Source organism: Pantoea sp. OXWO6B1, from assembly GCF_001641135.1.
GTDB classification, from domain to species: domain Bacteria; phylum Pseudomonadota; class Gammaproteobacteria; order Enterobacterales; family Enterobacteriaceae; genus Pantoea; species Pantoea allii.
Genome location: NZ_LWLR01000001.1, coordinates 2917702 through 2933155 on the forward strand (window position 1 = coordinate 2917702; position 15454 = coordinate 2933155).

12 protein-coding genes are annotated in these 15454 nt (G+C 46.4%); 10 read left to right on the forward strand and 2 right to left on the reverse strand.

Translation table 11 applies throughout. From position 1 onward, the window contains the following. Positions 1-293 precede the first annotated feature (293 nt). The 10 genes from A6A26_RS15875 to A6A26_RS15920 all read left to right on the forward strand — a co-directional run bounded on the left by A6A26_RS15875 (position 294) and on the right by A6A26_RS15920 (position 10474). Positions 294-1103: a winged helix-turn-helix domain-containing protein gene (locus A6A26_RS15875; protein WP_063879626.1), complete on the forward strand. Its 810-nt coding sequence runs from the start codon at positions 294-296 to the stop codon at positions 1101-1103. Further along, the gene (locus A6A26_RS15880) at positions 1100-1567 is read left to right on the forward strand and encodes a hypothetical protein (RefSeq protein ID WP_063879627.1); all 468 of its coding nucleotides are present in this window, start codon (positions 1100-1102) and stop codon (positions 1565-1567) included. The genes A6A26_RS15875 and A6A26_RS15880 overlap by 4 nt, the downstream gene beginning before the upstream one ends. Before the next feature lie 577 nt (positions 1568-2144). After that, positions 2145-2636 (forward strand): Csu type fimbrial protein, encoded by a 492-nt coding sequence (locus A6A26_RS15885; protein ID WP_063879628.1) that lies wholly within the window; start codon positions 2145-2147, stop codon positions 2634-2636. 18 nt (positions 2637-2654) lie between these two features. Beyond that, a complete protein-coding gene (locus A6A26_RS15890; protein WP_063879629.1) occupies positions 2655-3362 on the forward strand; it encodes a fimbrial biogenesis chaperone in 708 nt (235 codons plus the stop codon). Continuing rightward, complete coding sequence (locus A6A26_RS15895; protein ID WP_082875196.1) at positions 3322-5679, forward strand: fimbria/pilus outer membrane usher protein; 2358 nt, start codon at positions 3322-3324, stop codon at positions 5677-5679. Before A6A26_RS15890 ends, A6A26_RS15895 begins: the two co-directional genes overlap by 41 nt. Further along, positions 5670-6611: a Csu type fimbrial protein gene (locus A6A26_RS15900; RefSeq protein ID WP_063879631.1), complete on the forward strand. Its 942-nt coding sequence runs from the start codon at positions 5670-5672 to the stop codon at positions 6609-6611. The genes A6A26_RS15895 and A6A26_RS15900 overlap by 10 nt, the downstream gene beginning before the upstream one ends. Positions 6612-6700: 89 nt before the next feature. Next, on the forward strand, positions 6701-7021 hold the full coding sequence (locus tag A6A26_RS15905) for a winged helix-turn-helix domain-containing protein (RefSeq protein ID WP_063879632.1): 321 nt from the start codon (positions 6701-6703) through the stop codon (positions 7019-7021). A 418-nt stretch (positions 7022-7439) separates the two neighbouring features. Then, the gene (locus tag A6A26_RS15910; RefSeq protein WP_063879633.1) at positions 7440-8174 is read left to right on the forward strand and encodes an EAL domain-containing protein; all 735 of its coding nucleotides are present in this window, start codon (positions 7440-7442) and stop codon (positions 8172-8174) included. Positions 8175-8475: 301 nt separating this feature from the next. Beyond that, positions 8476-9999 (forward strand): sensor domain-containing diguanylate cyclase, encoded by a 1524-nt coding sequence (locus A6A26_RS15915; protein WP_063879634.1) that lies wholly within the window; start codon positions 8476-8478, stop codon positions 9997-9999. A gap of 271 nt (positions 10000-10270) precedes the next feature. Further along, a complete protein-coding gene (locus A6A26_RS15920) occupies positions 10271-10474 on the forward strand; it encodes a hypothetical protein (protein WP_063879635.1) in 204 nt (67 codons plus the stop codon). A gap of 246 nt (positions 10475-10720) precedes the next feature. Here the strand turns inward: A6A26_RS15920 and malQ are convergent, their stop codons facing one another. Beyond that, positions 10721-12781, reverse strand: coding sequence for a 4-alpha-glucanotransferase (malQ, locus tag A6A26_RS15925; RefSeq protein ID WP_063879636.1), 2061 nt, complete (start codon positions 12779-12781; stop codon positions 10721-10723). A gap of 8 nt (positions 12782-12789) precedes the next feature. After that, positions 12790-15192: a maltodextrin phosphorylase gene (malP, locus tag A6A26_RS15930; RefSeq protein WP_063879637.1), complete on the reverse strand. Its 2403-nt coding sequence runs from the start codon at positions 15190-15192 to the stop codon at positions 12790-12792. Positions 15193-15454 lie beyond the last annotated feature (262 nt).

The window sequence follows — 15454 nt, forward strand, 5'->3', positions numbered from 1 at the left end:
TTTCATGTGAAAAGGGTTGCTAACCACCTTGTCAAATCGCTATTTAAAAATAGCCATCTCTTTGTTAATTCAGCAATAAATAACTTCACAGTTCGTTAAGCCTTACACTTTCAGTCCACAACCTGATATACACTCGGGAGTCGGTTATCTTAACTTTCACGACAGACGTGAGGAGGAGGGATACGTTTTTTTGGCAAAAAACGCGTAGAGCAGTCTTCACTTCGAAGCACAATACAGAGAACTCGTTAACATTCACCCAGTAACGCATTCTGTTGACTATGGAAATGCTAAATATGAATGATATATCAGTAGCAATAACCCCCCAACCAGCTCAGAATAGTAATTATATCATTGAGGAGTTAATCCGTTTCATACCGTCTCAATGTCTCCTTTGCCTGAAGGACAGTCCGGAGGCAAACGTTCCCCTAACACCTGCGTGTAATCAACTTCTTGAACTCTTTTTAAATAATCAGGGCGTCGTCCTCTCGCGGGAGGTCATACTGGATTACTTCTGGAAGAATGCCGGCACAACGCCTTCTTCAAACAGTATAAACTCTTATGTGTCAGCCATACGAAGAGGATTTGTTTCTCTGGGATTGTCACAGGAGGTCATCACAACAGTATACAAAGTCGGTTTTGTCGTTAATCCGGATTTACTCATTTCTATCGAGAAAAATGAGGCCGTTGCCGTACCTTCAGTGATGCCGAAAGTTAATACTGAAACGGTTTATAAATCACAGTCAAAGCAATGGATTTTTTACCTGCTGATGCTTATTTCAGGGGGGCTGGCAACATTATCGATGTTTCTTAGCGAACCCAACCTTATCTATCCACAATACCTGGCAACCATTGGAAAATGTCAGGTGAGTTTTCTGCCGGTTTATCCGGATCATCATGCTTACCCTAATCAAGAGACTGTCGGCGAAATCATTAAGACGAGCGGTTTCACCTGTTCAGAAGGTGATGAAATTATGTTTTATGCTGACCGAAATATTCATGCTGGAGACATTGGCAACGTCTTTGTTGCCTATTGCCGGAAAGTATCCAAAGGGAATGAGTCATGTCAGAACGCGACATACCTTAACTGGAGGTCAACGAAATGACAGCCAATAAAAAAATTTTAAAATTGGGAGCGTTGTTTTTATCTGTATGTCTTCTTGCATATGCATTCTATAACTATCATCAACATAAAAAATACACTTACAACTTTGCCTGCTCAGGAAACGTTCTTCAAAAAAATGAGCTAAGCAATGAGGTCATCAGCGTCAGCGTGGTCTTCTCTATGGCTGAAAATTCGCATGGCGTCATTTCATTAGACGGTTTTTATCGCTCGAACAATAAGGAATACGTCGTCCGACGAACACTTAACTTTACATATTCGCATTTTAGTTCCTCGCTATACAAACTCTCTGATAAAGAGCTTATTGTGGGGAACCGGGATACGGTACCCAATGACTTACTCATTACGAATTTTTCCTATGTTAAGATAAACCGGATATCCAAAATTGATAGTGCATTCCTTATCGGAACGCATATCATCCCTGCTTTTATTTGCAAGACGGGTTAACGTTCTGTAGCGGACTCAGAAGGACGTAAGACGACTCCACTGCGCCACTTGTACGCTAAACCTGAATGGGCTTGGCGTTTTTTTTACTAAAAATCCACATTAGAAAAAAATCATTCTTTTTTTTCACCTTAACTCACGTTCTGCATCCCGCCCTGGCGTTTTTTTTACGCGCTCTGCTTGTATTCCTTCTCAATTTTCATTCATCAACTTACCCAAAATAACGTTGAACAAATCAACGCGCGATAATTAGTATCGTAATTTTTTATAAAAATAGCACAATATATCGTAAAATGGCGTTTATCAATACTATGTTGCGGCAATTTGCCGTGCTGAGTAAGATTTTATTCGCCACCTGATCTTGTGATGAGGGGCTGGGAATAAACAAATGCTCATATAAAGCGTTACTCAGGTTTTATTTTTTATGACTTTTGCTGTTCACACCATCTGTTAAACAGGGCCTCACGAGCGTGGGCTAACAGCGTTTAACGGGTTTGTAATGGCATGAATTTTTAATCACCCGGTAGCCCGATATCCATGCTACCCATCAGAGATAAAAGAGTAGGGAGTTCGAACCAACATGTTAAAAGAAATCACCACAACTGCTGCTGTATTAATGTTGCTGTCTGGTATGGCAAATGCCGGCACTAAAACAGCCAATATGGACGTGACGCTGACTGTAGAGGAATCCTGTGTACTGACGGTCGATCCTCTGGAATTTGGTAACCACGTTATTGTTGATGAAAATATTAAGGCTAATACGAAAGCACATGTGACCTGTACGACTGGCACGCCCTATTTGCTAACGTCAGATGTTACTCATAGCTATGAATTAAAAAATACGTCAGACCCCGATGCGCACCCAGTTAAATATGCCTTGTATTTAGATGCAGCCATGACGCAGGAACTCGCTCAGGCGGCGCCTGATGAAGCCGCCGTTGCGGGCTCGTCCAATATTGGCAATGGCGAGGCTCAGTCTGTCGATATTTATGGCGCACTCCTGGACACCGAACTCCACGATGTTTCAGCGGGCGAATACAGCGATACCGTCATGCTACAGCTCACTTATTAACAGTAACAGAGGCCGTATATGAAACCTTTACTCTTTTCCGCTCTGTGTATTTTAACCGGATGGACGCATATCACTGGTTCATATGCGGCCAGTTTGCAAATGTATCCGTCAACGGTAAATTTTTGCAATCAGGAACGAGCAAGACCTGTTTATATCAGAAACACGGGGGCATCCCCAATTAGTACGCAAATACGTCTTTATAAATGGCAGCAAATAGATAACAAAGATGTGTTAACGCCAGCGAGTGATGTCATCAGCAGTCCTCCCATGGCTAAAATTCCTGCGGGGAAGGAACAACTGATCCGCATCATCATTCCAAAAGAAAAAAAAGCAGGAACCTATCGGTTAATTGTTGATGAGTTACCTGACAGAACTTCATCAGATAGTCGCTCGAACGTTAATTTTTTGTTGAGATATTCCGTGCCTGTTTTTACCTCTTGTAAAACTGTCAAAATTGATAAAGCAAAAATTACCGCTTCGATCAGCAAAAGAAATAACCTTAATTACCTTGTCATTAAAAATAGTGGTTCCGAAAGTATTAAGCTAAGCAATGTCTCTCTTGCTTCAGGTCATGACCAGCGTGTAGTTAATCGGGGATTGATGGGTTATGTTTTGCCCGCGAGTGAAATGTCCTGGAAACTACCTAATGGGCTAAATAACAGTGTGAAATTAATTGCAAATATCAATGATGAATCCACTTTTACCACGATTGACATTAAAAAGTAAGACGCTATTAATCGCGCTTTTACTCAGCGCTGACGTTGTCAGCGCTGCGACCAATGCCGAGTCACTCTATCTCAGCGTCAGTGTTAATGGTTTTCCCATTGACGGTTATTATGAGGTGATTAAGCAAAATGAAAAGCTGAGTATTATGGCGATCGATGCTGAAAAACTCAATGTCCGTATGGATGATATGCCAGCATCTGGCGACTATATTGAACTGAAACCGGTGAACGGGTTTAGTTATATTTATGATGATCTTAATCAGACGCTGTTGATTACCGCAGATCCGTCGCGGTTGAAAAACAAACAAAATATAAAAACGAACAGCGATGCGCGTTTTCTGAGTGCAGACCAGTATTCACCTTCGGTAAATGGTGCGGCTGTAAATTATAGTCTTTTTGCCAGCCGTAACGAAGGTAATGAACAGTTCACCGCATTCTCTGAGTTACGAACCTTTGGAATGGGAGAGGGCACATTTTCGTCTTCGTTCAACAGTAAGTTTTATCAAAAGAACAGACTGAGCAATAAATCCGGTACAACAAGGCTGATGACTAACTGGCGAAGAGATGATGTGGAAAAATTGCTCTCCTTTACATTAGGTGACAGCTATACCGCCAGGAATTCGTGGAGCAACAGTGTCCGTTTTGGTGGTATCAGTATTGCCCATAACTATACGATGCAGCCAGGTGTGAACACCACGTCAAGGGACATTTTAACGGATTCCGTTGCGATGCCTTCAACGGTGGATCTCTATATTCAGGGAATCAAAACAGCATCCCAACAGGTCTCGCCAGGCCAGTTCACGCTGAATACTGCACCGATTCTCTCGGGCAACAGCAGCGCACAGGTGGTGATTACCGATATTAATGGTCAGCAGCGAATGGTCAATCTTGACCTGTATGGCACCAACAAACTTCTGACTCGCGGCTTAAACCTTTGGGAAGCGAATGTTGGTTGGGTTCGTAAAGATTACGGTTCACGTTCGTTCAGTTATCAAAGTGAATTTATCGGCGTTGCTGACTGGCGTTCTGGCGTCACTAATCAGCTGACAATGGAATCTCACACTGAACAGGGCCAACATTTAAACAATATCGGCACAGGAATGAACTATCTGCTTTCTCCTTCGATGGGGATTATGCATGCTGACCTTGCATGGGGACGTTACCAGCAGGACAGCGGTATTCAATGGGGAGCAGGTTGGCAATGGAATAATCGTTATTTGAGTGTGGGTCTTAATCATACTCAAAGAGGCAAGCAGTATCGCGATATTACAGCCCTGGCAAATAATATTTTGCCCAGGCAACAAGATAGTGCCTTTGTTAACCTGAGTATTCCTTATGTAGGCAGTCTGGGCACCAGCTGGATCAGGCAGGCTTATTCGCAACAAACTTCTGAATACGTCGGTTTAACATGGTCCAAATCTTTTTCCGAAAGTGGAACGATTACCGCCACTTTCTCACAGTCGTTAAATAATGAGCGGGATAAGACGTTCTATTTAGGCTATTCATTACCGTTATTTAGCAACCGAAACTATCTGAGCCTCAGGCATAACGCCGGTTCTCATAGCCGTAATAATCAGTTGAGCCTGAGTCGCTCGCTGGAATCAAACCAGCCAGGTTGGGGATGGAATGCCTCTGCCCGTAGCGGAAAAATGTCGAGTCAACATGCCAGCTTACAGCGTCGTAACAGCTGGAGTGATATGGCCCTGGGAACCAACCAATATCCTAATCAGCACGAATACTACGCTTCCATGTCCGGATCGGTAGGCTTTTTTATGGGAAGCCTGTATGCCACCCGAGAATTAGGTGAGGCTTTCTTATTAGTTGATACGAATGGACAGCCCAACGTGCCGGTACAGCTTGATCATCGTCCGGCAGGGAAAACAGACAGCCGTGGGCGATTATTCCTGACAAACCTGGTGCCAAATCATCCCAATAGTATCGACATCGATATTCTGGATTTACCGGAAGACTATCGGGCTGCCTATACCCGTCAGGTGGCTATTCCCAGAAGCAAAAGTGGTGTCTTCACAAAATTCGATGTCTACCAGACGCGCGCACTATTACTGTCAGTTTTTGCATCTGATGGCAGTGTGATACCTGCTGCTGCAGAGGTTCAGGTACGTGATAAAGATGGAAAGACCCCGACTCATGGAACCCTTAATACTATTGTCGGTTACGAGGGTGAGGTTTACCTGGAAGATCCACCGCCAGGGGGATATGCAGAAATTAACTGGGCAGGCGAAAAATGCAAGATGACGTTGCCAGCGTCAGACGCGCTTAATAAAACCTCTATCCGGAGCAAGATCACATGTCAATAAAAAAAACAGGTTTAATCCTACTATCGGTATGCATTTTTTTGGGCGTTTTCAGCGCCAAAAGCCATGCGGCTTCCTGTTGGAGTATGAACCCAGCGCATTTTGCATTTGGTGATGTTACCAGTGGAGAAGCAGCTCAGACCAATGCAACGCTCGAATACCAATGTAATGATTACGATCCCGACGCTGAATATATACGGCTTTGCCTTGCGTTAACCTCAGGCGGGCCACTGGAATTGAACACTAACCCTGCCAGTACGCCGCTACAGTTTATGGTTTATTCAGCAGATGATCCCAACACAGATTTGGATACGGGATATGCAGAAAAAATAATTCACCTTGCTGCGAATGAAGGTAACGGTTCCCATTATTTTGAACTCCTGGCAAAAATACCGGCAGGTCAGACCGGACTCAAAGCAGGCGATTATCATAACTACGGGGTTAACCTGACCTTAAAGTATGCCTATCATTCGACTTTAGCAGGATTGCCGGCCTGCTCATCGGTTACCGATAACGGTGTGGCAGACTCGTTTGACGTCACCGCGAATGTCAAAGAAGGATGTGAACTGGTGAGTGTAGATCCTATCGCGTTTGGCAGAAAAAACCCGGCGGCAAACGATAAGCTTTCAGGTAATGCCACGGGTAATATCACGGTACGCTGTCCGGTCAACAGTAGCTTTACTGTTGGACTGGGAGCCGGTCAACATAATGACGGTAATAGCCGGCGTATGTGCAATGGCGCTGATTGTGTGGTGTATGAACTCTATCAGGATTCAGGACATAGTCTTGCGTGGAATGATAGTGATATGAAAAAAACGGAACTTTCAGCGACAGGGAATAATATGTCATTAACGGTGTATGGAAACATACCGTCGCAAGAGTGGGTAAAAGCAGGGGACTATAAGGATACGGTTATCGTGACCTTAACCTATTAAAGAAAAGTGCACGTTAAGAAAGTAAAAACAGATAATGTCGGCATATTAATACTGCCCTGTAAATTGCTTCGATCTAAAAAGAGACAGTAATGATGACCTACAAATATTATCCGTCAACTGGCGTAGTTGAGAATATATCCAAAGATAAAACGTATATTTTGGGTGAATACGAATCAAAATTGCTTGCCGTTATGCTGAGTCAACCCGGCCATTATTTTTCCAAAGAGCAACTGATTAAAAAGGCATGGGCAAAAAGATGTGTTTCGTCCGGCAGTTTGACTAAGGCAATTCATACCTTACGCTATGTTTTTCAGGACAAACAGCCATGGAAAATTATCATGACCGTGCCGGGATATGGTTTTTATATAGATATGGAATCAGCTTCACATGTTCATATCGCCAATGAGTAAGTGACGGCTTGTTCGGCCGTATGAATAGAGGTTTTGTAGTTATTTTCTACTAATTGTAAGTTTTATGTTATATGCCATCTCATTGCACATGCCATAAAACAATCAATTTTTAACTATGTTTTAAAGACATCTACGTAGTAACATAATTTAATCATGGGCTTAGTGTGTTTATCTGCTAAATTAACTTGCATAAATTATTTTTTAAGAGAAAATTTCCTGAGGTTTTTATGACGTGAATTAATAATTTAATTCAGCATAATTTTAACAATAATCACAGGAGTGCTACGTGTGCAGAAACCAGACAGTAATAGCATGTTAACGTTGTGGTTTCTGCGGAGTCTTCAGGAGAGTAATCCTTCCGAATAAGTGACAGCACAGGGTAAAGATTAAATAGCTTAATTGTAAAAAAGAGGTTGTTATGGAAATGCAATTTAAAAGGGAGTCCTTTCTGAACGCGAACGTAGGTGTAGAAAAAAAATACAATCAGTTAAGTGCCGTGTGCGGACTAAAGCTAGAACCCCTGATTAATCTAAGAGATGGCTCAATAGTGGGTTATGAAGTGCTGAGTGTATTAACGGATGGGACAAGCGCTGAAAAGTGGTTTGCCTTACAGAAACCTTCGCATCTGATGTCTTTGTTAAAACTTCAGCTTGCATGTATAAAAAAGCTTTCTCTTCCGGATGAGTTGAAATTATTATTTAACATCTCCATTGAAAGTTTGCTGGGGATGAACATCAAAGACCTCAATTATTTCTCACAATTCAAAGGCGTTTCGTTCGAGATTTCAAACGCAAGTAACATTAAGCGTTTAACGAATGAAGTAAGGGTGGTTTTGTTTCGTCGTATAGATGAATTGCGAAAATTAAATTTTGAGGTGTGGTTTGATGATTTTTACATCGATGATTTGATTATCCTCAACGTTATCATGGGCCACATAGATGGTGTGAAAATTGACAGAAGAGAGCTGCATAAACCCTGGCTAAAAGAAGAAATAAGAATTCTGCGGAAAACCCTAACCAATATTCCCGTAATCATTGAAGGTATTGAGAGTGAAGAAGATCTCTCTTTGGTATCAAACCAAGACGTTCTGTTTGCACAAGGCTACCTTTGGAAGGAAAAAATTATAAAGTGCACCCGATTCCAACATGAATAATTTTTTAATTAACGCTGAGCGCCAGCTTGTCTGCTTCCTGTGATGGGTTATTGCATTAACGACAATGGAAAAAGCTATTTTTTAGCGACGTCGCGTGAAGAGATATAATTGCACTTATTTTACTTCTCCTGACAGAAGGCTTGCTGGGCCTGTTCAGACTCGCTTTTCGCCTGGCACCGCACTCTCAAAGAGAGCGTCATGTGGACGGCTTTTATGTGCGTAAAATGAATTCATATTATCTGATATTTTTCTCCTGTTTAAATGGTTAACTCTTGCCGTCGGGTTTTAAATGGAAATACTTATGCCCTCAGAAAACAAACAACTATCTTTTAATATCCCTATAGTTACTGGTATATCAGGGTTGCTTTTTTGTAGTGTTATTGTTGCAGTCACGCTCATTTTCTTACAAAAAAAGAGTCTTATTGGAGATAATCATAAAAGAAACAGCGATGTCACTTACAATTTAACGCTTAATTATACGGGTGTTGCACTGCGTGAGGCGGAAAACTTCCTGACGCAATCGGCGCGTTATTATGCACAAAAAGACACGCTTAGTAGAGCAATCAAAAATGAAAATAACCAGGGTATGATCCAGTTAATGCAGCTACTGAAGCTGTTGCCATCGGTATCATCCATTACTTTAGTTGATACGGACGGGGAATATATACATGTCCCAGAAGCAGGCGAATGTATAAAACTATCATCAAAGACATCACCATGGTTAACAAGAAAAGCAGACAGAAAAACACTGAGTCAATATACAGGTGTTTATAAAGATCCGATAACTAATGAGTTATCTGTGTTGCTCTATAAGCCGATTATTTCTATTGATGGCAAAGACAAAGGTACGCTCGCGTTCAAACTGGATTTATCCTATCTCAGTACATCATTGCGGCAGATGAGATTACCCGTACAGGGCGCGTTGTTTGTCATCAACCCGCAAGGTGATATTTTAATGAATGCCGATACAGGCATCATCCTGGAAAAAAGATTTAACCACGATCTTATGGAGAAAATCTCCAGAGCAGAAAGCCACTTCTACGATAAGGCCACCATGTCATGGTATTACACTCACTCCTTAACCAATCCTGACTGGATTGTTGTTTACAAAGTTAGTGAAAATGATATTAATGAAATGCACACTCAGTATTTTATTATCATGGGATTCAGCTTTTGCGTCTTGATAATGTTAATTATAGGTTTTGGTTTGTATCTAAATTATGCATCAAGAAATGTCCTTATCAGCATTATAAATGCCATCCAAACAGGTGGAGTGAATAAAAAGCCGAAACTTGAGTCGATGCTCGGCAAAGCAATCGCCAGCTCTAAGGAAAGGGAAAGTACACTGTTAAAAGAATCGGTACATGATGCCCTGACAAGCTGTAAAAACCGACGCGCCTTTGATGCTGAGATTTCCCTTTTGATGTCGGAAAAGCATCCGTTTGTTTTCGCCATGATTGACATTGATAATTTTAAATCTATCAATGATACCTACGGACACCTGGTTGGCGATATTGTTTTAAGAAATGTCGTTCGTGAAGGTATGAATGTATTGACGACTAAAAACATTTCAATCTATCGCTATGGTGGAGAAGAGTTCGCGGTTATCTTCCCAGATCTTAATCCCGAGGAGGCCTGCGTACTCCTGAATGACTGGCGGCGTAACGTTGAATTACGCACATGGCGGGAAAAGGGACTGAGTGTTACTTTTAGTGGTGGCTTTGGTGAATGGCGGGGAGAGTCGTTAGAGGATTTAATCAGCAAGGTTGATAACGCGTTATATTATTCGAAAAGGCTAGGGAAAAACAGACTGACAGAAAGCTAAGGATAAGTGCTGCAAAAATGACAATTACAGAGAGGGAGTGAGCTTGTGGTAAATGCTTCTCATGTTAAGTATGAATATTTTTTGTTGGTAAATGCTTTCACATGTAAATATTTAGTCAATCTAACCCCTAAATTAAGCGTGTTTTTATCCTGAATTTCAGTAATCGCCAATAACTGGAAAGTTATCATTTAACAATCCGATGCATTGAGACGCTTTAAACTAAATGAGTACAAGAAAAATCAGGCAATGTTATTACGAAAGGAAAAAAGTAATGAATACGCTACTTACAGCAATAGAAAATGTCCATATTGCGCAGACGGAACTGTTAACGCGCTGGCACAACACGCTTTCAATCCTGAGACAAGAAAATGAATTACTTCTTCAGCAAGTCGATTACCTGGAAAACAGGTTGGCTTTGCTGGAAGGTAAATTGCTGGAAGAAAGGCTCAAGGTAAGCCGAAGCACGATGCTTTAAGCGCGTTAGGATGACTACCGACGCGATATCCAATCTGTCAGTTATGACCAGCGTCCTGGGTCGTTAGGTTGCAACCGCACTGGCGACGTGATTTACGTAACCTTGCTCTAAGCAGGCATAAAGGGCAAGAGTAAGGGAGGTCGTCATAAGGCCAGGGATCGAAGCCTGAGTAACCAAATCCTTATCATCACTCAGGATGATATCTTTTCCCCTTACGCCCATGATAAAACCGGTAAGGGGAGTGGATTATTTTTTGCCGTTGCGCCGCCTTGTGATCTCGTTTAGTAAGGCGTTAATCTGCGCATCCGCAAACATTGCCTCCAGCGAGATACTGAGCTTACGCCGCCAGTTTGGATAAGCGGCTACCGTGCCGGGAACATTGACCGGTGAGGCCATGTCCAGCCAGTCTTCAGGTTGTAAACCCAGCAGGGCGCTTGTGCTGTCCGCAAGATAGTGATGGACCACCCGATTAAGTAACCGGCTCATCTGCGGACTGTTTACCTGCACGTACGCGCGCTCCTTCAGATAACCGTGGCGCTTCAGGCTCTGGAGGAGCGCCAGTCGGGCCGCCCTGCGCTGATGATACAGCCCGGCAAGTACCGTTTTATCAGGATACAATCCTAACTCGCTGCCCAGCGTTAAATCATCGCGTTGCCACCAGCCGCGCAGCGTGGGCATGTCATGCGTTGTCGCAACCGCCATGGCCTGACGCGGCCACGCCGCAGGCGGGCGGAATCCCTTGTGCGAGGTTTGCTCAAAATAGAGCACTTTATACGAGTAAACCCCGGCATTGTGGAGCTTATCGACGATCGCCTCCGGCACCGTGCCTAAATCCTCGCCAATCACCATGCAGCGATGACGTTGGCTTTCCAGTGCCAGAATGGCCAGCAAATCGTCGATCGGATAGGCGACATAGGCACCTGATGCAGCCGTTTCACCTTGCGGAATCCACCATAGTCGCAGCAGAGCCATGACATGATCGATACGTAGCGCGCCGCAATCGCGCATGTTCGCGCGCAGCAGCGTAATCCAGGGTTCATATGCCCGGTCATATAAACCCTGCGGGTCCATTGGCGGTAATCCCCAGTTCTGCCCGAGCGGGCCCAGGATATCAGGTGGTGCGCCCACGCTGGCGTCCAGGCAATACAGCGCCCGCTGACTCCAGGTTTCTGATCCGCCTGCGGCAACGCCCACCGCGAGGTCGCGATAAAGTCCAGGTGCCATCGGATGCTGCTGACTGTCGTGCCAACAGGCGGAAAATTGACTCGCCGCCAGCCACTGCAGCCACAGGTAGAAACGAATCTCATCGCCATGCTCAATTCTGAACGCGTGCACGGCGGCCGTGTCCGGCTGTTGGTAGGCCAGGGGCCACGTTTGCCAGCCGTGGCGCAGCGGATCTTCCTTGATAAGCCGGGCCTGCAAGGCATCAAACAACCCCTGATGTAGCAGACTTTCTCCGCCCTGAACCACAAAGTCGTCAAACGCCACGACCTGACTATCGTCTTTGTCACGCTGCATAAACCGCTGCCACGCAAATTGCAGGGCATTCAGCTTAAGTGATGCCACCGCAGCATAGTCTACCCACTGTGTGTGACGCGCCTGCCGCAGTGTGTTTTGCGTATCCGCGGACTGCCACCAGCGCTGCGCGGCGTCACTCAGGTTAAAGTCCTCAACTTCGGGAACACAGATGTAGAGCACGTTAAGCCAGCGCCGGGAAGAGGGGCTGTAGGGGCTGGCCTGCTCGGGTAAGGCGGGGAAAAGGGCATGCAGCGGATTCAAGCCCACAAAAGCACCACCGCGCAGGCCCACTTCATTCACCATGTGACGCAAGTCGGCAAAATCGCCGATTCCCCAGTTTTGTGCTGACCGTAAAGAATAGAGCTGAACACAGGTGCCCCAGCATTTCTCGCCGCGGCGTAACGCGTCCGGCTCATAGCAACGTGACGGTGTCACTATTATCTGGCATGTCGTGCGCTGTGCATCCAGGATGACGGTCAAACGATGATAACCTTCAGGCAAATCAGGAAGCGCTAACGGTTGTCCCGGTTCAACGTGCCCCGACCAGCGCTCTCCCGCTTCGCTTTCCAGACACCAGCGAGCCGGGCCAGGCAGAGAGGGCGTTAACGTGATGGGCTTGCCCTGTGTAAAAACCGCCACCGGCGGGATCATTTCCGAAGCCGAACCCGGCTGCATAGCGGCCAGTAAACGCTGACGCGTTAACGCAGACACCTGGCGGACCGCGCCATGTGCATCAATGTAGTCCGTAGCTATCCTGCCGATCCCGGCAGGATAATGAAGTGGTTTCATGATGATCCTTATCGTTGACGCTGCCAGATGCGCTGTTGATAGTGGCGAATCGCCCGGTCAGCGCTGAACATACCGCAGCGTGCGGTGTTTAATATCGTTGCGCGCGTCCAGGCGGCTTTATCGGCCCACAGCGCTTCAACGCGTTGCTGGGCGTGGAGGTAATGCCGGAAGTCGGCCAGCACCAGATAAGGATCGCCGTTTCTGGCCCCCAGGCTATGTATCAGCAGATCAAAAGCATGTTGGTCACCTGCGCTGAACGTGCCATCTTCAAGTGAGGTCAGCGCCCGGTCGAGCTGGGCATCTTTTTCACGCCACTGTGCAGGTGCGTAGCCAGCCGCCTTGAGCGCGTTGACCTGTTCCACGGTGTGACCAAAGATAAAGATATTCTCATCGCCGACCTGTTGAGAAATTTCCACGTTTGCGCCGTCAAGCGTGCCGATGGTCAGTGCCCCGTTCAGGGCCAGCTTCATATTGCCGGTACCGGAGGCTTCTTTGCCTGCCAGTGAAATCTGCTCTGACAGGTCTGCGGCAGGGATCAGCCGTTCCGCAACCGAGACGTTATAGTCGGGAATAAAGACCACTTTGAGACGATCGGCCACGCGCGGATCGTTGTTGATGACGTCGGCAACCTTGTTGATGGCGAAGATAATATTTTTGGCCAGCGCATAGCCCGGTGCCGCTTTTGCACCAAATATCACCACGCGGGAACAACAGTTTGCCTGAGCATCGCTCACCAGGGTTTGCCACAAGGCGATGGTATGCAGCAGGCTGAGATGTTGACGTTTGTACTCGTGCAGCCGCTTTATCTGCACGTCAAACATCGCCTCGGGATTCACCGCAATACCGGTGCGTTGCGCAATCCAGCGGGCTAAATCCGTTTTGTTTTGCTGCTTAATCTCCCGGTATTCCGCGCAAAACGCGGGGTTGTCCACCTGGTTTTCCAGCCCCTGAAGGGCATCCAGATCGTTAAGCCAGGGCTTATTGAGCGTTTTTCCGATAAGCGCCGCCAGCCGGGGATTGCACTGATGCATCCAGCGGCGCGGGGTAATGCCATTGGTCACGTTATGGAATTTTTCAGGCCACAGGGCAACGTATTCCGGGAACAGATCTTCTTTTACCAGCCGTGAGTGCAGGGCGGCCACGCCATTCACCGCAAAACAGCTCACCACGCATAAATTGGCCATGCGCAGCTGTTTGTTGTGCACGATCGCCAGTTTTGACCAGACCGTCTCGTTTTCCGGCCAGCGCGCATTTACCACCTCTTTAAGCTGGGCATTAATACGGTTAATAATCGCCATATGCCTTGGCAGCAGGCTGCGCACGATGGCGGTATCCCAACATTCCAGGGCTTCCGGCATCAGCGTGTGATTGGTATAGGCAAAGGTACGCTGGGTAATATCCCAGGCGTCCTGCCAGCTGAGCTGATGCTCATCCAGCAACAGCCGCATGAGTTCAGGGATCGCCAGCGTAGGATGCGTATCATTAAGCTGAATAACTTCGTGATCGGCTAAGGTGTCAATCCGGCGTCCCGCCAGACGGTGACGACGAAGGATGTCAGCCAGCGAACAGGCGCACTGAAAATACTGCTGCATCAGACGCAGTTTTTTCCCCGCCAGATGATTGTCATTGGGATAAAGCACTTTGGTCAGTTTTTCGGCATCGATACCTTGCTTTTCTGCCCGTAAAAAATCGCCGGCGTTAAACTTCTGGAGATCGAAAGGATGCGCATGTTTAGCCTGCCACAGCCGCAGGGGCTGAGTGAGGCCATTTTCAAAGCCCACGACCGGCAGATCCCAGGCTTCGCCCTCCAGCTGAAACGCAGGCTGCCAGCGCACCGAACCCTGGTCGGAAATCACTTTACCGCCTAATCCCACCGTAACAGTCAGTGCAGCGTTGTGGGTAAACCAGGGATAACGGTCACGCTGCCAGTCATCGGGCATTTCGTCCTGTGCACCCTCAACAAAGCGCTGACGAAACAGACCATATTGATAGTTAAGACCATAGCCCGTTGCGGGCTGGCCCACCGTGGCCATTGCGTCGAGAAAACAGGCCGCCAGCCTGCCCAGTCCGCCATTACCCAGCGCCGGATCGCTCTCGCGCTCCAGCACCTCACTGAGCGAAACATCCCAGCGTTTTAATGCGTCATTTACAGCGTCATACCAACCCAGATTCAGCAGGTTGTTGCCGGTCAGGCGTCCGGTCAGAAACTCCATGGAGAGATAGTTCACATGGCGCTGATCCCCGGATGCAGGCCGGGCGGGCAGTGCGTTCAGCATCTCTGCCAGCGCACCACTCAGGGCTTGCCACCACTGATGCGGGGTCATGTCACCTGCCTCATGCAGGCCAAAATGCTGCCACTGGCGCGTCAGCGCAGCGGTAAAACGGGCGTGATCAAAAGGGTGCTGTGTCATAGCCTGGTGTCCTGTCGATAAAGTAGAAAAGGGATGACATTCAGTCTGCCCTGGCGCGCAGGCCCGCTCCTCATCCCGGCAAAGGTTCCGTCAGGATGAGGGCAAGGGAGGAGAGGATAAGGCAAGCCTGAAAATTTAACTTAAGTGTGATTAGACTCGCTTTTGTGAAGATCCACTTAAGCGTCCACTTGCTTTATCAGAGGCGATAGCTGAACGTGTGAGGAATAATTACGAAGCGTAAAAAAATGATGCGCCAGACGTT